The organism is Aliiroseovarius crassostreae, from assembly GCF_025137635.1.
In the GTDB taxonomy this organism is placed as follows: Bacteria; Pseudomonadota; Alphaproteobacteria; order Rhodobacterales; family Rhodobacteraceae; genus Aliiroseovarius; species Aliiroseovarius crassostreae.
Map to the genome: position 1 here is coordinate 938,219 of NZ_CP080772.1, position 19,511 is coordinate 957,729.

21 protein-coding genes are annotated in these 19,511 nt (G+C 60.2%); 4 read left to right on the forward strand and 17 right to left on the reverse strand.

Annotated features, from left to right (window positions below):
- Positions 1-191 precede the first annotated feature (191 nt).
- Positions 192-641, forward strand: a complete 450-nt coding sequence (locus K3J57_RS04500) for a hypothetical protein (protein WP_055189245.1) — start codon at positions 192-194, stop codon at positions 639-641.
- 189 nt (positions 642-830) lie between these two features.
- Positions 831-1,388, forward strand: coding sequence for a polyhydroxyalkanoate synthesis repressor PhaR (gene phaR / locus K3J57_RS04505; protein ID WP_173487362.1), 558 nt, complete (start codon positions 831-833; stop codon positions 1,386-1,388).
- Positions 1,389-1,556: 168 nt separating this feature from the next.
- On the opposite strand, the gene lexA is transcribed toward phaR, so the two are convergent.
- The 8 genes from lexA to K3J57_RS04545 form a co-directional block, all read right to left on the reverse strand.
- The gene (gene lexA, locus K3J57_RS04510) at positions 1,557-2,261 is read right to left on the reverse strand and encodes a transcriptional repressor LexA (RefSeq protein ID WP_173487361.1); all 705 of its coding nucleotides are present in this window, start codon (positions 2,259-2,261) and stop codon (positions 1,557-1,559) included.
- A 178-nt stretch (positions 2,262-2,439) separates the two neighbouring features.
- Positions 2,440-3,612: a molybdopterin molybdotransferase MoeA gene (locus tag K3J57_RS04515; protein ID WP_259797280.1), complete on the reverse strand. Its 1,173-nt coding sequence runs from the start codon at positions 3,610-3,612 to the stop codon at positions 2,440-2,442.
- Positions 3,609-4,502 carry a GIY-YIG nuclease family protein gene (locus tag K3J57_RS04520; RefSeq protein WP_259797281.1) on the reverse strand — a complete coding sequence of 298 codons (894 nt, stop codon included), beginning with the start codon at positions 4,500-4,502 and terminating at the stop codon, positions 3,609-3,611. The genes K3J57_RS04515 and K3J57_RS04520 overlap by 4 nt, the downstream gene beginning before the upstream one ends.
- A complete protein-coding gene (gene moaC / locus K3J57_RS04525) occupies positions 4,499-4,978 on the reverse strand; it encodes a cyclic pyranopterin monophosphate synthase MoaC (RefSeq protein ID WP_259797284.1) in 480 nt (159 codons plus the stop codon). The genes K3J57_RS04520 and moaC overlap by 4 nt, the downstream gene beginning before the upstream one ends.
- Before the next feature lie 9 nt (positions 4,979-4,987).
- On the reverse strand, positions 4,988-5,791 hold the full coding sequence (gene trpC, locus K3J57_RS04530) for an indole-3-glycerol phosphate synthase TrpC (protein WP_259797288.1): 804 nt from the start codon (positions 5,789-5,791) through the stop codon (positions 4,988-4,990).
- Positions 5,792-5,795: 4 nt separating this feature from the next.
- A complete protein-coding gene (locus tag K3J57_RS04535; protein WP_259786494.1) occupies positions 5,796-6,434 on the reverse strand; it encodes a uracil-DNA glycosylase in 639 nt (212 codons plus the stop codon).
- Between the two features lie 188 nt (positions 6,435-6,622).
- Positions 6,623-7,639, reverse strand: coding sequence for an anthranilate phosphoribosyltransferase (gene trpD, locus K3J57_RS04540; RefSeq protein WP_259794222.1), 1,017 nt, complete (start codon positions 7,637-7,639; stop codon positions 6,623-6,625).
- Entirely contained in the window at positions 7,636-8,244 is a 609-nt protein-coding gene (locus K3J57_RS04545; RefSeq protein ID WP_055189224.1) for an anthranilate synthase component II, read from the reverse strand. Before K3J57_RS04545 ends, trpD begins: the two co-directional genes overlap by 4 nt.
- A 192-nt stretch (positions 8,245-8,436) precedes the next feature.
- Between K3J57_RS04545 and K3J57_RS04550 the strand changes: the two genes are divergently transcribed.
- A complete protein-coding gene (locus tag K3J57_RS04550) occupies positions 8,437-10,047 on the forward strand; it encodes a divergent polysaccharide deacetylase family protein (RefSeq protein WP_259794223.1) in 1,611 nt (536 codons plus the stop codon).
- A gap of 135 nt (positions 10,048-10,182) precedes the next feature.
- Here the strand turns inward: K3J57_RS04550 and K3J57_RS04555 are convergent, their stop codons facing one another.
- From K3J57_RS04555 to K3J57_RS04585, 7 genes are all read right to left on the reverse strand, one after another.
- Positions 10,183-10,608, reverse strand: coding sequence for a cupin domain-containing protein (locus K3J57_RS04555; RefSeq protein WP_259776991.1), 426 nt, complete (start codon positions 10,606-10,608; stop codon positions 10,183-10,185).
- Between the two features lie 150 nt (positions 10,609-10,758).
- Positions 10,759-11,535: a UPF0449 family protein gene (locus K3J57_RS04560; RefSeq protein WP_259797291.1), complete on the reverse strand. Its 777-nt coding sequence runs from the start codon at positions 11,533-11,535 to the stop codon at positions 10,759-10,761.
- A gap of 304 nt (positions 11,536-11,839) precedes the next feature.
- A complete protein-coding gene (gene eno, locus K3J57_RS04565) occupies positions 11,840-13,114 on the reverse strand; it encodes a phosphopyruvate hydratase (protein ID WP_173487350.1) in 1,275 nt (424 codons plus the stop codon).
- A gap of 50 nt (positions 13,115-13,164) precedes the next feature.
- Positions 13,165-14,061, reverse strand: coding sequence for a DMT family transporter (locus tag K3J57_RS04570; protein ID WP_259794227.1), 897 nt, complete (start codon positions 14,059-14,061; stop codon positions 13,165-13,167).
- 242 nt (positions 14,062-14,303) lie between these two features.
- Entirely contained in the window at positions 14,304-14,723 is a 420-nt protein-coding gene (locus K3J57_RS04575; protein WP_055189215.1) for a Fur family transcriptional regulator, read from the reverse strand.
- A gap of 94 nt (positions 14,724-14,817) precedes the next feature.
- A complete protein-coding gene (locus K3J57_RS04580) occupies positions 14,818-15,648 on the reverse strand; it encodes a PhzF family protein (RefSeq protein ID WP_259797294.1) in 831 nt (276 codons plus the stop codon).
- On the reverse strand, positions 15,648-16,898 hold the full coding sequence (locus K3J57_RS04585) for a cation:proton antiporter (protein WP_259794232.1): 1,251 nt from the start codon (positions 16,896-16,898) through the stop codon (positions 15,648-15,650). The genes K3J57_RS04580 and K3J57_RS04585 overlap by 1 nt, the downstream gene beginning before the upstream one ends.
- A 163-nt stretch (positions 16,899-17,061) precedes the next feature.
- Here K3J57_RS04585 and K3J57_RS04590 point away from each other — a divergent pair, with 163 nt between their 5' ends.
- A complete protein-coding gene (locus K3J57_RS04590) occupies positions 17,062-17,349 on the forward strand; it encodes a hypothetical protein (protein WP_259797297.1) in 288 nt (95 codons plus the stop codon).
- Here K3J57_RS04590 and K3J57_RS04595 read toward each other — a convergent pair.
- Together K3J57_RS04595 and K3J57_RS04600 are read right to left on the reverse strand one after the other, a co-directional pair.
- Complete coding sequence (locus K3J57_RS04595; RefSeq protein ID WP_311196497.1) at positions 17,336-18,019, reverse strand: endonuclease/exonuclease/phosphatase family protein; 684 nt, start codon at positions 18,017-18,019, stop codon at positions 17,336-17,338. The genes K3J57_RS04590 and K3J57_RS04595 overlap by 14 nt on opposite strands.
- A gap of 82 nt (positions 18,020-18,101) precedes the next feature.
- On the reverse strand, positions 18,102-19,505 hold the full coding sequence (locus K3J57_RS04600) for a protein adenylyltransferase SelO (RefSeq protein ID WP_259794235.1): 1,404 nt from the start codon (positions 19,503-19,505) through the stop codon (positions 18,102-18,104).
- Positions 19,506-19,511: the final 6 nt, after the last annotated feature.

The following is a 19,511-nucleotide window of genomic DNA, read 5'->3' on the forward strand; positions in this document are numbered from 1 at the left end:
CTGCAGTGCAGAAAAAACTTGATTTGCTGCGCTGCAGCATTCATATTCTTTGCAGACGCAGCAAGTTGGTTTGCCGAAAAACAGCAGGGTGATCCCCGCAGGGCGGACTGGCAGGTTGCAACAGACAGACTATATCCTGGCCGCTCCTCCTCCTTAATCCTCCCGGCGGCCGCAAAATTCGGAGATGACCAATGACCAAGACGCAAGACTTCACCAAGATGTTCCAAGAGATGATGAGCAACTTCCCGGTGGATATGTCCATCGCGCAAGACGCTTTCAAAAACCAGGCTGAACTGGGCGAGAAATTCTCGAAAGTGGCTCTGCAGGCTGCTGACAAATCGGCTGAAATCTCGACCAAATGGACCAAAGAGACCCTGGCCAAAATCGGTGACGTGACCGCCGCGAAAGAAGACGCTGCTGATTACTCGAAAGCCGTGACCGATTTCGCTTCGGCCCAGGCTGAACTGGCTGCCGAAAACATGGCCGCCTTTGCAGAAGTCGCCAAGCGCGTTCAAGCTGAAACCGTCGAACTGATGATGGCTGCGGGCAAAGAAATGGGCGAAGAAGCTCAGGCTGCTGTGAAAAAAGCTGGCGAAGAGGTGCAGAAAGCCACCAAAAAGGCCACCGCTGCCGCGAAATAATCGGGTTACACTCCGCCGGGTCCTCCCCCCGGCACCTGACCCTGGGCGCGCCTTTGGTGCGCCCTTTTCTATTCTTTTGTGGTCAACAGGCTTGCCAATGACTGGCGCGCTGGCATAGGCTTTTTGCACTGCAGCACAAAATGCCGCTCAAGGCAGGTGCAGTCGGGGGTGCCCCCCGGGGGAGGAAAAATGGTACAACAACAAGATACGCTGCTGATCAAACGCTATGCCAGCCGTCGGCTCTATAACACTGAAACATCCGACTATGTGACGCTGGACGATATCGCGGGCTTTATCCGCGACGGGCGGGATGTTCAGATTATAGATTTGAAATCCGGAGATGACCTGACACGGCAGTATCTGCTTCAAATCATTGCGGAACATGAAAGCCGGGGGGAAAATGTCCTGCCCGTCGATGTTCTGACGGATCTGGTGCGCTCCTATTCGACGCAGGCGCAAAGCGTGGTGCCGCAATTCCTTGCGGCAAGCTTTGAGATGTTGCGCGAAGGGCAGAGCAAGATGATGGAAAACCTCGGCACGATGGGCCATCCAATGGCCAATATGCCGGGGCTGGAAGCGATGCAGGCGCAGCAAGAGGCCTTTCTGAAAGCCATGATGGGCGGTTTTGCCGCTGGGTCTGCCCCCTCTGCGAAAGAGGATGGGGAAAATGGGTCCAAGGATGAGGAGCTGAGCGAGATCAAGAAACAACTGTCAGAGCTTCAGAAAAAACTCTCTGGCCTTGGCTGATCTGAGTGTGATTGGAGACAGGTAAAGGGGGGCTGATGCGCCTGCTGCCGTGACGTTTCCCACACCGCTCGGCCAGCTTTGTTCTTGGCAGAGGCCACTTAAAAAAAACGAAAAAGGGAGGCGGTAAGCCTCCCTTTTTCTTGGTGTTTTTGCCAGATCGCACCGAAATCAGTAGGTGCGGATCAACCCAACCAGCTTCCCCTGAACCTTGACGGCGCCTTCGGGCAGAATGCGGGATTCATAATTCGGATTGGCTGCTTCAAGGGCAATCATGCCATTGGTCTTGCGAAAGCGTTTCAGCGTGGCTTCATACCCTTCGATCTGGGCCACGACAATTTCACCGTTTTCGGCATGGCTGGTCTCTCGGATAACCACGATATCGCCATTGTTGATCCCGGCGTCGATCATGGAATCCCCTTTTACTTCAAGGGCGTAATGTTGCCCTCCATGGCCAAGCATGGTTTGGGGCACTGACACGCGCTGTGCCCCATCGGTTATCGCTTCGATTGGCACGCCAGCGGCGATCCGGCCCATCAGTGGCAGGGTGCTTACCCCCAGCGCGGCTTCAGCCTCCACCGCCAGTGCCGCAGGCGGTGTTTCCGGGCGGTCGCCTTCGATTACCTTGGGTTCAAACCCGGCCCGGCCCGCGTTTTCCATGGTTTCGGGCAGCTTGACGATTTCAATGGCGCGGGCGCGATGGGCAAGGCGACGGATGAAACCACGCTCCTCAAGTGCAGTGATCAGCCGGTGAATACCTGACTTCGACCGCAGATCCAGCGCTTCCTTCATTTCATCAAAGCTGGGGGGGACGCCATCGCGTTGGATGCGTTTATGGATGAAATCCAGAAGTTCCAATTGCTTACGGGTCAGCACTTGCTCTTACCTCCGTTGTTATTTGGCACATCCCCCTTCGGTGGGGCATCATCACGGGTGATGCTCACGCAGGGACCAATCGTCCCGATATTACGGGGCGTTCAGCCTCTGTTCTACCCATGTTCTCTGTTTGTGTCAACTTGAGGTAAAGAAGTGGTTAACAAACCGTGCCGGCCCGTCAAATAGCAAGATATTCCACAAGCGTTCCGGCGGGCTGATCTGGATCACTGACCGGACGGATCAACAGGGCATTGGCACCCGCGAGAACCGATAGAAGGGCGCTATCTTGTTGATTACATGCTGTAATTTCACCATTTTCCACCACGGCGCGCATATAATGTTCCCGTGGGCCATTGGCGGAAATATCCGCACCCAAGCGGGCGGTGTAACGCGGCGCCGCCGCCTTGCCCAACCCCAGCATCGCGCGCAGGGCCGGCACCAGGAACACATGCCCACAGACCATGGCCGAGACCGGATTGCCCGGCAGCCCGATCACCGGTGTGTTCCCGAGCTTGCCTGCCATCAACGGTTTGCCCGGTCGCATTGCCACCTTGTAAAAACTGCGTGCCATCCCGAGCTCTTCGGTCACCTCGCCAACCAGATCATGATCGCCGACCGAGGCCCCGCCGATGGTCACAATCAGATCTGCCCCGGCGCAGAGTTCAAATGCCATGCGCAGGCTGTCGTGATTGTCGCGCGCGATGGGCAGCATACGGGCTTCCCCGCCGTTTTCTTCGATCAGGGCTTTGAGGCCAAAGGTGTTTGAGGAAATGATCTGGTCCGGGCCGGGATCTTCGCCGGGCATGACCAGTTCGTCCCCGGTGGCCATCAGGGCCACAACGGGTTTGCGATACACCTGCACCTTCGGGGTGTTCATGGCTGCAATCAGAGCCAGATGGGCCGGGGTCAGCACCAAGGGGGCCTCGACCTGATCCCCAACCGCGAAATCAGCCCCCTCGGGGCGCACATGTGGCCCTTTATCCAGTTTGCGCCCCAGGGTGATCAGATCCCCTTTTCGGGTCACATCTTCTTGAATAATAACGCGATTTGCCCCTTCGGGCATCGGGGCGCCGGTAAAGATGCGCACGGATTGGCCTGCGCCAAGCTTGCCATCAAACCCGTGCCCGGCGGCGCTTTCTCCGATCACCCGGAACATCGCCTCGGGGTCTGCTTCCACGCCGTTTACCGCATAGCCATCCATGGCGGAGGCCGCAAAGGGGGGCTGCATCCTGTTTGCGGTCACCGGGGAGGCCAGCACGCGGCCCGCGGCCTCGGCCAAAGGCACCTCTTCGGTATCGAGCGGATTTACCAGAGAAAACAGATTGTCCAGGGCTTCGATGACGGGGATCATGAGGGGGCCTCGTTGAGTTGTTCTTCTTCCCATTGGGCATAGGTGCGGCCATCGGGGAGTTTCCATGATGTGCGTCCGTTGGCAGATCGCCCCGTGACCACGGATGCGGCGGCAGAGGGGCTGGCAAACGCATAATCCGCGATGAGCTTTCCTTTGCCACTTTCCTTAACTATCAACCCTTGACTTTGAAGAGCGTCAAAAAGCTTCCAGTAGTGCGTTTTTTCGGACCGATCACCAATCCACTCGGCACGAATAATGGATCCGGCAAGCACGACGAGTTCGGCGCCATCTATTTGAGCTTTTGCTTGAACCCCATGGCGCGGCATTGCCAGCTCAAATTCCAGTTGGGGAACTGTTTGATTGGCTTTTTCTTGAGGTGGGCGAGTGCGTCGCCCGCTTTGAAAGAACTCCACACGAATGGCGGGCAACACCATATGCAGGGTGTCCAGAAAGCTCTCCATATTGGCAGTATGGGCTTCGTTCAGGCTCGCCCCGCCGGGCTGATTGCCGTTTTCCAGGCGGATTTGGCCGGCCTCTTTGGCCAGTTGGATCAACCGGGCTTCGAGAAATTTCACATGTGCCTTGTGCAGCGCATCGCGGGCGGCGGTGATCAGGATGGCGTCGTCCCACCAGTCGCGGCTCTGGGCGTGCGATTTAAGCCGATCGGCCATATTCTCGGTCTCGCCGATATAGGCAAGTGGTCCGTTTTCATCCTGTCCGATCAGGATGTAAACTCCGGTCTGCTGCGCCTCAGGCCGTTTCAGACCATCCACGAGCTGGGTGCGGGGCAGGCGCAATACATGACCGGTCCAGTCAAACACTTCTGCGGTCAGCATCCCATCGGGGCGACCATCAACAAAAAAGAGTTCGAGAGACCGCCCCTTGCTCATCTTTCATAGACACCCGATTTTCCACCCTCTTTGCGAAGAAGGCGGATGTCTTTGATTTCCATTCCCTTTTCGGCGGCCTTGAGCATGTCATAAACGGTGAGGGCGGCGACGGACACCGCGGTGAGGGCTTCCATTTCGACCCCTGTCTGCCCACCGGTCTTCACCGTGGCGGTGATGCGGATGCCGGGCAGGTCCGGCACCGGTTCCAGTTCCAGCGCGACCTTGGTGATTGGCAGCGGGTGGCACAGTGGAATGAGGGCAGAGGTTTGTTTGCAGCCCATGATGCCGGCAAGCCGCGCCACGCCAAGCACGTCGCCTTTCTTGGCGGTGCCATCGGTGATCAGCGCCAGTGTCTCCGGCGTCATTTTCACGAACCCCTCGGCAAGCGCCATGCGGTCGGTCACGGCTTTGTCGGACACATCCACCATATGGGCCTGTCCGTCGGCATCGAAATGAGTGAGCGGTGATGTGGTCATGGGGCTACCTCAGGCAGGAACAGGGTTGGCAAGAAGGGTGCGGGTGGCGGCCTCGACATCATCCTGGCGCATCAGGCTTTCACCGATCAGGAAGCTGCGCGCGCCATATTCTGCCATATCGGCCAGATCCTGCGGGGTGAAGAGCCCGCTTTCACAGACAAGATGGCGGTCAGCCGGGGCCAGCTTTGACAGACGGCGGGTGGTGTCCAGCGTGGTTTCAAAGGTTTTGAGGTTCCGATTGTTCACGCCCAGCAGAGGGGATTTCAGCGCCAGCGCGCGTTCCAGCTCGGCCTCGTCATGCACTTCGATCAGCACATCCATTCCCCAGCCGAATGCAGCGTCCTCCAGTTCGGCGGCTTGCGTATCCGAGACGGAGGCCATGATGATCAGGATGCAATCGGCCCCCAGCGCGCGGGCCTCGGCCACCTGATAGGCGTCATACATGAAATCCTTGCGCAGCGCGGGCAGGGACACGGCGGAGCGGGCCGCGACAAGAAACTCATCCGCGCCCTGGAAAGACGGACCATCGGTCAGCACGGAAAGGCAGGTGGCGCCCCCGGCCTCATAGGCGCGGGCAATTTCTGGCGGGTTGAAGTCTTCGCGGATCAGACCTTTGGATGGGCTGGCTTTTTTCACTTCCGCAATCAGGCCATAACCAGTTTTCGACGCATCCAACAGAGCCTTGGCAAAGCCTCGGGGTGCAGAAGCGTTTCGCGCGGCGGCCTCTACCTCAGACAGCGGGTGGCGGGCTTTGCATTCGGCCACATGTTCCAGCTTATAGGCTTTGATCTTGTCGAGAACGGTCAGGGTCATGTCTTCACCATGCTATTGGGGGCTGGCCCTGATCTGTAAGCCAATTGTTGACGGAAGAAAACGGGCGAGAGCCGAAAAATCCACGTCTGGCCGAAAGCGGGGAAGGATGGGCGGTTTGCACGATCAGGTGATCACCGGGCTGAATGTGTCGGGCGAGCTTTTGGGCATTGTTTCCCCACAGGATAAAGGCAGTGGGCCGACGGGAGACGCGCCCCAGCACTTGATGCACCAGCCGGTCCCAACCCAGTTTCTGATGTGCGTTGGCCTCTCCTGCCGGCACCGAAAGCGCGGTGTTCAGAAGCAAGACGCCTTGATTTGCCCAATCCGAAAGGTCGCCATTGGCGCGCGAGATGCCCAGATCGGTTTCCAGCTCGGCATAGATGTTTTTCAAGGAGCGGGGCAGGGGGGACACATCCGGTTCCACGGAAAAGGCCAACCCGTTGGCATGGCCCGGCGTGGGGTAGGGATCCTGACCCAGGATCACAACGCGCACATCTTCGGGCTGCGCCGCCTCAAGGGCGGCAAAGCGGCGGGGCGCTGGCGGAAGGATCTCGCGCGGGTCCGATTTGATTGCAGCGTCAATTTTGGGCCAGGTATCGGTGAAAAAGGGAAGGTCGGACCAGGCTGCGGGGAGGTGGGGCATAGGTGGAGACCTTGACAGGCGCGCTCGGGCGCACATTTCGAAGAAAACTAGAAAACTAGAAAACTAGAAAACTAGAAAACTAGAAAACTAGAAAACTAGAAAACTAGAAAACTAGAAAACTAGAAAACTAGTTTTCTGGTTTTTACACCCGGGCGGATCGCCGCCCGGGCTCGTCAGATGGCGGATGATCACCCTGCTGAGGTCACGCGGGCCAGGGTTTCGATCCGTCGCAAGGCTTCGCCGCTGTCGATGCTTTCGGCTGCCAACGCGGCGCCGTCTTTCAGGTCGCCCGCCTTGTCAGCCACCACCAATGCTGCCGCCGCATTCAGCAAAACCGCATCGCGATAGGCGGATTTCTCGCCGTTCAGCAGCGCGCGGAACGCTTTGGCGTTTTCGGCCGGTTCGCCGCCCATGATCGCCTCAAACGGATGCACCGGCAGGCCGGCCTCTTCGGGGTGCAGTTCGAATTCCGTCACCGCGCCGTTGTCCAGCGCGGCCACCCAACTCACCCCGGCAATCGACAGCTCGTCGGTGCCGTCAGACCCATGCACCAGCCACGCCTTTTCGCTGCCCAGAAGGCCGAGGGTCTCTGCCATCGGACGGATCAGAGCGCGCGAAAAGGCGCCGGTCAGCTGGCGTTTCACACCTGCCGGGTTGGTCAGCGGACCGAGAATGTTGAAAATCGTCCTTGTGCCCAGCTCGGTGCGTGTGGGCATCACATGGGCGATCGCCGGGTGGTGCATTGGCGCCATCATGAAGGCAATGCCCGCCTCGGTTAGGGCCGCTTCGACCACATCGGGCCCGACCATCACGTTCACACCCATTTCCGACAGCGCATCCGCTGCGCCGGATTTTGACGACAGGTTGCGATTGCCGTGTTTGGCCACCGGCACCCCCGCCCCTGCCACCACAAAGGCCGTGGCGGTCGAGATGTTCAGCGTGCCCTTGCCATCGCCCCCGGTGCCAACGATGTCCATTGCCCCCTCAGGCGCCGCGACCTTGTTGCATTTCGCGCGCATCACCGCGGCGGCGGCGGCGTATTCTTCAACCGTTTCGCCGCGGGTGCGCAGGGCCATCAGAAACCCGCCGATCTGGCTGGGTGTGGCTTCGCCCTGAAACAGGATCTCAAATGCCTGTTCTGCCTCGTCGCGGGTCAGGGGGCGGTCGGCGGCAGCTCCGATCAGCGGTTTGATCATCTCGCTCATGCGGCGTCCCCCTTGTTGATGGCCTGCACGTTGACCCCGGCCGCTTTCAGAAAATTCGCCAGCATCGCGTGACCATGTTCCGAACGGATGCTTTCGGGATGGAATTGCACGCCCTCAATCGGCAGTTCCTTGTGGCGCAGCCCCATGATCATGCCATCTTCCAGCCAGGCCGTGACCTCAAGACAATCCGGCAGGCTGTCACGGTCAACGATCAGAGAATGATAGCGCGTGGCCTCAAGCGGGCTGGGCAGACCTTCAAACACGCCCTGACCGGCATGGTGCATCGTGCCCATTTTGCCGTGAACGATCTCGCCTGCGCGCACCACCTGTCCGCCAAAGGCTTGGCCAATGGTCTGATGCCCAAGACAGACACCAAGAAGCGGCACACCTGATTTTGCAGCGGCACGGGTCAGATCAAGGCAGATTCCGGCCTGATCCGGGTCGCAGGGACCAGGTGAAAGCAAGATCCCCTGCGGCTGTTTCGCCAGCGCCTCGTCAACCGTCAACGCGTCATTGCGCCAGACCTCGACCTCGGCCCCCAATTCGCCCAGATAATGGACAAGGTTGTAGGTAAAGCTGTCATAATTGTCGATCAGCAGGATCATGAGATGGCCTTTCAGCAATTGGCGGCGCAACAGGGGTTACGCGCGGGTCCAGTCCGGCTATACATGTTCCAGACCTGCGCCTCTGGTCAAGGGGGGCAGGTGGGTTCTATGAGGTAACAGCCGGGCAGATACAGATTTTGGGCCCGGAATGCAGCAAGAGTGAGCGGGCGTAAAGCTCCGAGGAGGACAGGCATGTCACGAGGGTTTCTGTCGGGGGTGGCCATGGGGGCCATCGTGTCGGGATTGGGTCTTGCGGGACTGTCGCTTGTCATGCCGATGGCGGATGCTCCGGTTGGGCCTTCTGCCGAGACCGAAGTCCCGGTTGCAGCGCCAGAGATAGCCCCCGATCCGTCCACACCGGCCGGTAATGATCCCGCTACCACGGCAACGGGTGAGGTGGCAGGCCAGAACTCCGATACTTCCAACGATCAGCCCGCGGCCCCTGACCTGTCCGAAGCTGCCCCCGACGCGCCGGTTTCTCCTGACCTGTCGGACGGGGAGCGTCCTGTGTCCGAACCTGCGCCGGAAATGGCCCCGGAAATGGCATCGAAAGGGGATGAGGGCCCCCTTTCCGACGGTGCGAGTGAGGTGCCGAAACCGCCTGAAGGGATGGTGCCGGACGGAGCCCCGATTGCGGTGCCAACCGGTCCCGCAGCACAGGTTGAAGATGCGGCCCCCGTCGTAGACGCGCCACCTGCCGGAGCCGAAACCGCTCCGGCGCCGGTTTCCCCGAAAGAGGATCCGGCGCCTGATGTGGTTGCAGATACTCCGATCGCCGGGGCGGGCGGGCTGCCGGTGCAAACACCTGCCCTGGAAACCGACCCGCCTGAGAGCCTGCCTGACGGGGACAGCGCCGCGCCTGCCCCGGCGGAGGCGCCTGCCGATGAGGTGCAGCCCGATCCAGAGGATACCCCCATGACAGACGGGCAGGCGGAGGAGGCCACGCTTTCCGAGGATCCATCCGCCAGTGGTGGCCCGGCACGCATTGCGCTCAGCGATAACCCATCCTCACCGATTGGCGACCTTGCCCCGAATGTCACAACGGATCGTCTGCCAACAATTGCCGCGGGAGAGGCGCCGCAGGATGCCCCTGAAGTGATCTCGGAGGCAGACGCGGCCCGCGCCCAATCCCCATTGGCGATTGAGCGAAATGCCATTCCTTTTGACCGCATGGGGGATGACCCGATCATGGCGATCATCCTGCGCGATCAGGGGGCGGAGCGGCAGGCCCTGGGGGAGCTGTCTTCCCTGCCTTTCCCGATAAGCATCGTGATTGACGCAACTGCGGCAGATGCGGAAGAGGCCATTGCCTATTACCGCGCCAAAGGCGCTGAGATCGTGATCGAGGCGAGCCTTCCCGAAGCAGCCACTCCAACGGATGCCGAGGTGAATTTTCAGATCCAGAAAGATGTGATGGAGCAAGGGGTTGCTGTCTTTTTGCCTGAGGAAAGCGGATTTCAGGATAATACGGAGCTTGCAAATCAGGTGTCCGAGATCCTGCTGGCAGGTGGATTTGGTGCGGTCAGCAGTCCGGTGGGATTGTCGACCGGGCATCGGATCGCCCTGAAGGCAGGTGTGCCTTCAGGGTTGGTTTTTCGGGATGTGGACGGGGCCGGTCAGGACGGGCGTGCCATTCGCCGTTTCCTTGACAATGCTGCCTTCAAGTCTCGTCAGCAGGACGGCGTGATTGTGCTGGGTCGTGCCCGACCGGAGACGCTTCAGGCGCTGATTGAATGGAGCCTCGGATCTCGTGCGAAATCCGTGTCTCTGGCGCCGGTCAGTGCGGTTTTGCTGGGCGAGTAGGGTGAGCGGGGAGAGGGGCGCTGCCCCTCGGCCTGGCGGCCTCACCCCGGGATATTTTGAACAAGAAAAAACCGGGGCGGGTGGTTTGTGGTGGCGGGCTGCGCGGAGGGTCAGTGTCCGCGTGGAGGACCTGTGTCAGCGGCGCGGGATGTCAAAGCCGGGTGCCGCGAGGGTAAAGCCTTTGAAGTCAAACCCCGGTGACACGGTGCAGGAGACCAAACTGTAAGCGCCCGTGGTGCGGGCGGCTTGCCAGTGATGGGCTGGCACGATGATCTGCGGTGCCTGTCCGGCGAAGAGGTCTGGGCCAAGCAGATTGTCTTTGGCCGGGCCATCGTCGGCTTCAGACTGGGACAGCACCAGAGGCGCACCGGCGTGGTAGAGCCAGATCTCGGTGGCATCAACCTTGTGCCAATGGCTGCTCTCTCCCTCTTTCAGCAAAAAGTAGATGCAGGTGCCATGGGCCCGCCCATCTGACCGGGTGTCACGCCAGGTTTCGCGGAAATATCCCCCTTCTGGATGTGGGGCCAGGTTCAGGTGTTGGATGATTTCATCAGCGGTCATCTGCGCTCTCATTCGTTGGGGTCAGGGTTTTGTCCTGACTAAAGCGTTTCGGGATAAACTTGAAATACATGTTTTCCCGAAACGCCCGCAGTATTGAGATCTCTAGCGACGTTTCGATTTTTCCCTGTCTCAGGTGAGCGCCGGAACGCATTATGGCATGTTCATGCTGCTGCGCAATTCGACGATGGATTTGCCCAGGCGAAACGGTGCGGCAAAGCTGACCAGGCAGAGGGCCAGGATCTGCAGGATCAGTATATGGGCGTTGCTTTGCAGATACTCCCATTCCTGCTGCAACTGCCCGACCTGTTCAATCAGCCGATCGTAACTTTGGGCAAGGATCTGGAAATCCCCGGCAATGGCCGGGGCAAGCGGACGCAGGGATGTCATGGCTGCACGCGTGGTTGGGTCGAGGGAGGAGAACACAAGAAACCTTGAAATATCAAAGGCATCGGCCTTGCTCACCATATCACGCATATTATTGCTGTCGGGGTGACTGCGGCCAAGGGTCAGGAAACTGAGCCCGGTGAGGGGGGCCACTTCTTCGGTGACGGCGATGAACAGAGGCAGGTCGGAATTGGCGGCGGTGGAGGCGGAGAGGAATTCGACCTTGTCACAAAGAACACGCACGTTTTTATCCATGGCCGGGTCGCAAAAGCGCAGGCGAAACCGGGCGGCATCGCGGTCGAAATCGGCGCTGGCGGCATAGGCCAGGTCAATCTGCCGATCAAGGCGGGAACTGTCAGAGGTGTAAAGCCCGGCGATGATGGCCACCAAGGCGCCGACGCCCCCGAGCACAACCCACACCAGATCCGCCAGTTTCCAGGCGCGATGTCCGGGGGGCTTGCGAAACAATAGTGCGGTGCCTATTGCGCCGATCACGAACAGCGCCAGAAGCAGATGCAATTGATGGGTGGTCACAAAACTCATAGGGCCGAGTTTACGAGAGCGGTGACGCAGCGCAAGCGGGCTCAACCGAGCGTGATTGGAATGTGAACCCGGCACCAGAGGGGGGAGATCACAGGGCTGAAGCGGGCTGATCGGGTGGTTTGGGGGGGAGGGTGTCGAAGGGCCCGGCACGTGAGCGGAAGGGGCCCCGAGCTCAAAGAAACCGGGCCGCCCCTGCGTCTTGGCAGCGGGCGGCCCGGATATGTTTGCTCTTATGCTCGAAATCACCAGATCCGCCAGACCCCATTCTGGGCCGCCGGGCGGATCTATGTGAAATCCGGATGGCTTATTTCAGAATGCTGCGCCCGGCATATTCTGCCGTCGCGCCCAGCTGTTCCTCGATGCGGATCAGCTGGTTGTATTTGGCGAGCCGGTCCGAACGCGCCAGCGACCCGGTTTTGATCTGACCGCAATTGGTGGCCACAGCGAGGTCGGCAATGGTGGCGTCTTCGGTTTCGCCCGAGCGGTGCGACATCACGTTGGTATAGCCCGCGCGATGGGCCATATCGACGGCTTTCAGCGTCTCGGACAGCGACCCGATCTGGTTGACTTTCACCAGCATCGAGTTGGCAGCCTTGCGGCTGATCCCGTCGGACAGGCGGGCCGGGTTGGTCACAAACAGGTCGTCGCCCACCAGCTGCACCTTGTCGCCCAGAAGCTCGGTCAGGGCGACCCAGCCGTCCCAGTCATCTTCCGACATGCCATCTTCGATCGAGATGATCGGGTAGTCGTCGCACAGCGCCTTGAGATACTGGGCGTTTTCTTCCGAGCTCAGCTCTTTCCCTTCGCCTGACAGCACGTATTTGCCACCTTTGTAATACTCGGTCGCGGCGCAATCGAGGGCGAGGTAGATGTCTTCGCCCGGCTTGTAGCCCGCTTTTTCGATCGATTTCATTACGAAATCCAGCGCGTCGCGGGTCGAGGCGATATTGGGCGCAAAGCCACCTTCGTCACCGATCCCGGTCGACAGACCCGCAGCCTGCAGCTCTTTTTTCAGCGTGTGGAAAACCTCGGCCCCCATGCGCACGGCTTCACGGATATTCGTGGCCGAAACCGGCATGATCATGAATTCCTGGATATCGATCGGGTTGTCCGCATGCTCACCGCCATTGATGATGTTCATCATCGGAACCGGCAGAACGCGGGCGGCCGCACCGCCAACATAGCGGTACAGCGGCAGGGCGGAGGCGTCGGCTGCTGCTTTGGCCACGGCCAGCGACACGCCCAGAATGGCGTTTGCCCCCAAACGGCCCTTGTTGGAGGTGCCGTCCAGCTCGATCATGGCGGCGTCAATGGCTTCCTGTTCGGTGGCGTCAAACCCGATCAGCGCCTCGGCAATCTCTCCGTTCACCGATTCCACAGCGGCCAGAACGCCTTTGCCCAGATAGCGCGCCTTGTCGCCATCGCGTTTCTCAACCGCCTCATGGGCACCGGTCGAGGCCCCCGAAGGCACCGCGGCACGGCCAAGCGTGCCGTCCTCCAGCAAAACATCGACCTCTACGGTCGGGTTGCCGCGGCTGTCCAGAATCTCGCGGGCGAAAATATCGACGATGGTGCTCATGTTAGCGCTCCCAATAAGAAGAAAACTTCAGTTGGGGCGTCTTTAACCCGTCACGCCGCGTCGGGCAACCGGGCGGCGCGCCTGTTAGCGCGAGCTTCGCGCAGAAACATGTAAATCCCGCTGCCAATGACCACCATCGCGCCCAGATAGGTCAGTGTGTCGGGGCGCTCGCCAAAGATGATCACCCCTAAAATGATCGAAAAGATCAAACGCGAATACCGAAACGGCATGATGATCGAGGTTTCCGCAATCCGCATGGCCAGAACGATGGCATAATACCCCCCCACGCCAAAGACCATTGCCCCGGCCAGAAACCCCCATTGGATCCCCTGAGGCAGGACAAACGGCTCGGTGACCGGGATCATCAGCAACCCGGCCGGGATCAGCGCAAAGAAACCGTAGAAACTGACCGAAGTTGAGGGGATCGACGGGTCGATCTGACGGGTGATCAGGTCGCGCAGGGCAATGCCAAAGACGGCGGCGATGGGAAAAAGGGCCGCCATGTCGAAATCTTCCGCACCAGGACGGATGATCATCAGAACCCCCAGAAAACCGATGCCGATGGCCGTCCAGCGCCGCCAGCCCACCGCTTCCCCCAGAAACAGCGCCGCCCCTGCGGTGATGGCCAGAGGTGTGGCCTGAAACACGGCGGCCACGGTGGAAATCGGCACCAGCGACAGGGCGGTGATGAAAAACATTGCCGACACCCCCTCAGAGGCCGCACGCCACAGCATCATGGGAGAGCGCATGTCCCGATGCACCAGCGGTGCCAGCGTGCCCCGGGTCAGATAGGTGATTACGGCAAAGGCACATGCCCCGCCAAAGCCCAGAAACACCAAGACCTCGGAAACCGGCAGACCGGCAGAGCTTGACTTGATGAACGCATCCTCAACCGCAAAAGCGGCCATGGACAGGGTGACAAGGATGATGCCGCGTATATTTTGCATGTTCAGGACCCGCGATGTTACCGGCAGACAAAACCGGAAAATTGGATCCAAAACAAGCCCGGGAAACGTGATGGATCACATTTGATTTCCTGATGAATGAGGGACAAGCAGGGGCCACGGCATCACCGCCCCGCGCCGCAGGTTCCCTGCAACAGGCCCCCCGTCATTTTCTTGTCAGTCATTTTCTGGTCAGAAATATCCCGGGAGTCTGGGGGCTGGCCCCCAGCCTGACCAGATCGGACTCAAGCCTTGTCGATCGGCACGCCGTACAGTTCCAGCCTGTGATCCTTGAGCTTATAGCCCAGTTTCTTGGCGATCTTTTCCTGCAGCGCCTCGATCTCGGGATCCACGAATTCGATCACCTTGCCTGTGGTCAGATCAATCAGGTGATCATGGTGATCGCGATCTGCACTTTCATACCGTGCGCGGCCGTCGCCAAATTCGTTCTTGACCAGAATACCGGCCTCTTCGAACAGTTTGACCGTGCGATAGACGGTGGCAAGAGAGATCCCGGCGTCGATTTCGGACGCGCGGGCGTAAAGCTCCTCCACATCCGGGTGGTCGTGATGGGCCTGCTGCAGCACACGGGCAATCACCCGGCGCTGTTCGGTCATACGCAGGCCCTTTTCCTCGCAGCGGGCAAGAATGCTCTTGTTGGGCATGATCTGATCAACCTCACGAATCCTTTCACCTTTTATGACGCGAAACGACGGGTGGGGAAACCGGGAATGGGGCAAAGGCCGGTGGGTGGGCGGCTCAGAGCAGCAGCGTGCCCTCCATCACCTTCACGGCCTGTCCTGCAACCGTGACCCCCTTGGCATCGGCCAGAAGCTCAATCCGCGAGGGGCGCCCCATATCCGTGCCCTGATGCACGGTCAGGGCAATATCGCGCCCAAGGCTCTGGCACATGAGGGATGCAAGCGGGGCGGCCGCCGATCCTGTGGCCGGATCTTCCGGGATGCCGTCGAGCGGTGCAAACATGCGCGCATGCGCTTCCTGGCCGTCCATCACAAAAGGGTAAACCGCAAAATCGTGATTGCCGGGGTAAAGTGCCGCGCCCTCGCGCATGGCGTCCACATTGGGGCAGAGCTTTGACAGCGTGTCGCGATTGTCGAGCTGGACATAGACAAAATCCCCCCCAAGCGAGGCGAGCACCGGTTCGCTGCGCAGGTTGCCGATCTCGCATCCAATGGCCCGGCAGACCAGATCGGCCGCCGGGTGGGCTTTTATCTCAAGCGGGTGTTCGGTGCGAAACGACGCTGCGCCATCTTTGGCCTGACAGATCAGCGGCCCGACACCCAGCTCCAGCACCATGTCATTTGCGCCGCCCAGATCGGACAGCATCACCGCCGTGCCCACGGTCGGGTGACCGGCAAAGGGCAGCTCCCGCATCGGGGTGAAATACCGCACCCGCGCCGTGTGGGCCGGATCCTCGGGCGGCAGGACAAAGCTGGTTTCCGAGAAGTTGAACTCGCGCGCGATGGTCTGCATCTGTGCCTCGGACAGGCCCCCGGCCTCCGGCACGATGGCCAGCTGATTGCCGCCAAAGGGCGTGTCGGTAAAGACGTCATAGACAAAATAGCGCATTACATCAGCTCCGGTTCGCGGCCCAGTTTCGTGGCAAGGGGCGCCACGGTCAGCCCCTGGATGATAATCGAGAAGATGACGATGATATAGGTCGCGGTGAGGATCAAGGGTTTCCATTCATTTTCGGGAAGTGACAGCGCAAGCGCAACCGAGATCCCGCCCTTGAGCCCGCCCCAGGTCATGATCGGGATCACCCCGGCCGAGAAGTTGCGGAAAGGTTTGAGCAGCATCACCGGCACCGCCACCGCGGCAAAGCGCGCAAACAACGCCAGCGCGATCGCAAAGATGCCCGCCATGACCGCATCCCCGGTGAAGGCCACGGCAAAGACCTCAAACCCGATCATCAGGAACAGGACCGCATTCAGGATCTCATCAATCAGCTTCCAGAACGCATCGACATATTTCCGTGTCTCTTCGCTCATGCCGTGTTTCGCCCCCACATCCCCAATCAAAAGCCCCGCACAGACCGCCATGATCGGGGCCGAGACATGCAGGGCAACCGCCAGCTCATATCCGCCAAAGGCCAGGCCCAGCGTCAACAGCACTTCCAGTGAATAATCGTCGATATGGCGCATCAGTCGAAAGGTCAGCCAGCCTAACATCACCCCCAGCACAGCACCGCCCAACGCCTCTTGTGCAAATAGCAGGAGCGCCGCCTGAAAGCCCGGCTCGTGATGGGCGTCACCGGCCGGAAAGGCCAGCCCGACCAGCACCAGAAACACCACATAGCCAACCCCGTCATTGAACAGGCTTTCCCCCGCGATCTTGGTTTCCAGCGATTTCTGCAGGTTGGCCTCGCGCAAGACCCCCAGAACCGCCACCGGATCAGTGGGCGAGACCAGCGCGCCAAACACCAGCGCGATCAAAAGCGGCATCCCGGTCAGCCAACTGAAGCCCACACCGACAATGGTGGTGGACAGGGCCACACCGATGGTGGCCATCAAGATCACAACCCGCCATTGCTGCCTCAGATCGGAAATCTTGACATGCAATGCACCGGCAAACAGCAACAGCCCCAGCATGCCCTCCAAAAGCGCGTCTGAAAAATCAATGCCGGCGACGGTGCTGCGCACCTGGTCCGCCATGCCCAGCCCCGGCAGCAGAAGGTCAAGCCCCATCACCGCAAGCGACGCGGCAAGAGACACAACCAGAATGCCGATGGCAGAGGGCAGTTTCAGGAAAAGGTAATTGATCGCTCCAAAAAGCCCCGCCAGAACGATCAGCAGGGACGCAATTTGCAGAAAAGTCATGTTTTGGCTCCGGGCCTGAAAGAGAAGGGGTGATTTGCCTCCTCTTATCATGGGGATGTGATGACACAAACCTCTTGACGCTGTGTGCGACGCAAGGTCCTGAGGCCGGCTGCGCGTGTCGCTCTGCGCGCGTCTCACAGATTTGAAAACAGCTTCACCGGATATGCAGATCTTCTGGCAGGTCTGGGCGTTGGCACCGGTTCTCCTGCTGGCGGCCCTGTTTGTTGAAACGCTTTACAGGGGCATCACCTCCGGCCTGTTCCTGTTCTGGTTCTGGCTTCTGAAACACGACAAGGTGTCCTCGGTTGCCTCCTTGGCCTTCCTACCCCCCATTTTCGGCGTCGCCATGGGGGGGCGTGGCTGGGTGTGGCTGGGCGAAACTGCTGGCCCTGCCGCGTTCGGGGCGCTCGCCCTCGTGGTGACCAGGATCATCCTGATCAACCGGCACTGAGGGCCACCCGCGCCCAGACCGGCAGATGATCCGATGCCACCCGCGCAAGCGGCGTCTGCACCACATGCCCCTCAAGGATCTGGACACCCGGGCTGATCACCAGCCGATCCAGCGCCGCCATCGGGCGCGCCGCATGGAAACTTTTGCCGAAATCATGGATGTCAAAACACCGGTCCAGTGGCTCGAACCCACGATGTGCGGACCATTCATTGAAATCCCCCAGGATCACCGTGGGCTTTGTCTCATGGCTCAGTTCCCCCGCCAGACGCCGCATCTGCTGATGGCGATAGCGGCGCATCAACCCCAGATGGGTGCCAATCACCCGAAGCCCGTGAACCTCAACCGAGACCGCCCCCCGCGGCTCCAGCCCGGGCAGGGGAAGGCGCTGGCAGGGGCCAATCTCAAACCCGCGCCGCACCAGAACCGCATTGCCGTGACTGCCGAGGGATACGGAATTTGCTGCCAGAGGCGCCACCTGGTAATCACTTTCTTCCGCGACGATCTGAAACGGCAGCGCAGCCCGGCGGGGCCCCAACCTGCGGTCGGCTTCCTGCAACACCACCACATCCGCATCCGCCTGACAGATCACCTCCATCACCCGATGGGGATCGCGCCGTCGATCCAGCCCAACAGCCTTGCGAATATTGTATGTCAGCAATGACAGCTCCACGCTGCCCCCTTTCTTCTTGGCACATAAACTCCGGGGTGAGCGAGCTTGCCTCGCGAGGGGCAGCGCCCCTCTCATCCCAGGGTCATGTTCCGCAGAAGGTGCGCATCACCCGTTCTTCGGATCTTGGTCCTTGCGTCAGGTCCATGTCTCCCTTGTGCGGAGCGTAAGGCCGGGTAAAGGCCTCTGCAAGGCGATGAAACGGCGCGTGATCGCCAGAGAGGCCCGCCTGAATGGCGGCTTCGATCTGGTGGTTTCTGGGAATGATCACCGGGTTGGACGCCGCCATGACCCCATGTGGGTCCTGCTCTCGCGCCAGCCGGGACTGCCAGTCCGGCGCCCAACTCTCCCATGCACCCTCGTCTGTGACCTCGTCACGTGCATCCCCGTGGCTGAGGGCCGTAAATGTCCGGGTGAAATCCGACTGACTGGTTGCCATCCGGCCCAAAAGCCCGGTGATCAGCGCCATGTCCCCGTCTTCTTCGCGCAACAAACCGATCTTGGCGCGAAACCGTCGCAACCACGCCGCCTGAAAAACCGTGCCGAACCCGTCAAGCAGGGCGCCCATCTCTTCGATACCCGCCTCCTGATCTGGCATCAGCGGCAACAGGGCCGTGCCAAGCTGTGCGAGGTTCCAAAGCGCCATGTCCGGCTGGGCCGCATAGGCATAGCGACCGTTCTGGTCGATCGAGGAAAACACCGTGCGCGGATGATAGGCATCCATGAAGGCGCAGGGACCATAATCTATCGTCTCGCCGGAAACGGCCATATTATCCGTGTTCATCACCCCGTGGATGAACCCCACCGCCATCCACGCCGCCACAAGCTCTGCCTGCCGCTGCATCACTGCATCCAGAAAGGCCACCGGGCCGGCAATATCGGGATAATGGCGCTGGATCACATGATCCAGAAGCAGCCCAAGCGCCTCCGTGTCGCCCCTTGCGGCAAAATACTGAAACGTGCCAACCCGGATATGGCTTGCCGCCACCCGCATCAGAACCGCACCGGGAAAGCCTCTTTCCCGTTGCACAACCTCACCGGTCAGTGCAGCGCCCAGTGCGCGGGTGGTCGGGATCAGCATCGCATGCATGGCTTCGGATACCAGATATTCCCGCATCACCGGCCCGAGCCAGGCCCGCCCGTCACCACGCCGTGAAAACGGTGTGTGGCCTGACCCTTTCAGCTGGATATCCACACGGCCAAATGCCCCGGTGATTTCCCCTAGCAGCGCGGCACGCCCATCCCCAAGCTGCGGCACCCAGCCGCCAAACTGATGGCCCGCATAGGCCTGCGATATCGGTTCCATCCCCGCAAGCAGATGATTGCCGGTCAACAGCTCCGGTGTCAGCTCCGCCGGATCAAACCCCAGCACATGGGCCAGCTTTTCGTTTACGATCAACGGGGCAGGGGCCTTGACCGGTGTTGGATCAACGCGGGCAAAGAAACGGGCGGGCAGCCGGGCATAGCTGTTGTCGAAGGTCACACTCATGGGATC

Coding starts and splice junctions, on each gene's coding strand:
- K3J57_RS04500 (WP_055189245.1), top strand. CDS start 192: ATGACCAAGACGCAAGACTTCACCAAGATGTTCCAAGAGATGATGAGC.
- phaR (WP_173487362.1), top strand. CDS start 831: ATGGTACAACAACAAGATACGCTGCTGATCAAACGCTATGCCAGCCGT.
- K3J57_RS04515 (WP_259797280.1), bottom strand. CDS start 3,612: ATGATCCCCGTCATCGAAGCCCTGGACAATCTGTTTTCTCTGGTAAAT.
- K3J57_RS04520 (WP_259797281.1), bottom strand. CDS start 4,502: ATGAGCAAGGGGCGGTCTCTCGAACTCTTTTTTGTTGATGGTCGCCCC.
- moaC (WP_259797284.1), bottom strand. CDS start 4,978: ATGACCACATCACCGCTCACTCATTTCGATGCCGACGGACAGGCCCAT.
- trpC (WP_259797288.1), bottom strand. CDS start 5,791: ATGACCCTGACCGTTCTCGACAAGATCAAAGCCTATAAGCTGGAACAT.
- K3J57_RS04535 (WP_259786494.1), bottom strand. CDS start 6,434: ATGCCCCACCTCCCCGCAGCCTGGTCCGACCTTCCCTTTTTCACCGAT.
- trpD (WP_259794222.1), bottom strand. CDS start 7,639: ATGAGCGAGATGATCAAACCGCTGATCGGAGCTGCCGCCGACCGCCCC.
- K3J57_RS04545 (WP_055189224.1), bottom strand. CDS start 8,244: ATGATCCTGCTGATCGACAATTATGACAGCTTTACCTACAACCTTGTC.
- K3J57_RS04550 (WP_259794223.1), top strand. CDS start 8,437: ATGTCACGAGGGTTTCTGTCGGGGGTGGCCATGGGGGCCATCGTGTCG.
- K3J57_RS04555 (WP_259776991.1), bottom strand. CDS start 10,608: ATGACCGCTGATGAAATCATCCAACACCTGAACCTGGCCCCACATCCA.
- K3J57_RS04560 (WP_259797291.1), bottom strand. CDS start 11,535: ATGAGTTTTGTGACCACCCATCAATTGCATCTGCTTCTGGCGCTGTTC.
- eno (WP_173487350.1), bottom strand. CDS start 13,114: ATGAGCACCATCGTCGATATTTTCGCCCGCGAGATTCTGGACAGCCGC.
- K3J57_RS04570 (WP_259794227.1), bottom strand. CDS start 14,061: ATGCAAAATATACGCGGCATCATCCTTGTCACCCTGTCCATGGCCGCT.
- K3J57_RS04575 (WP_055189215.1), bottom strand. CDS start 14,723: ATGCCCAACAAGAGCATTCTTGCCCGCTGCGAGGAAAAGGGCCTGCGT.
- K3J57_RS04580 (WP_259797294.1), bottom strand. CDS start 15,648: ATGCGCTATTTTGTCTATGACGTCTTTACCGACACGCCCTTTGGCGGC.
- K3J57_RS04585 (WP_259794232.1), bottom strand. CDS start 16,898: ATGACTTTTCTGCAAATTGCGTCCCTGCTGATCGTTCTGGCGGGGCTT.
- K3J57_RS04590 (WP_259797297.1), top strand. CDS start 17,062: ATGCAGATCTTCTGGCAGGTCTGGGCGTTGGCACCGGTTCTCCTGCTG.
- K3J57_RS04600 (WP_259794235.1), bottom strand. CDS start 19,505: ATGAGTGTGACCTTCGACAACAGCTATGCCCGGCTGCCCGCCCGTTTC.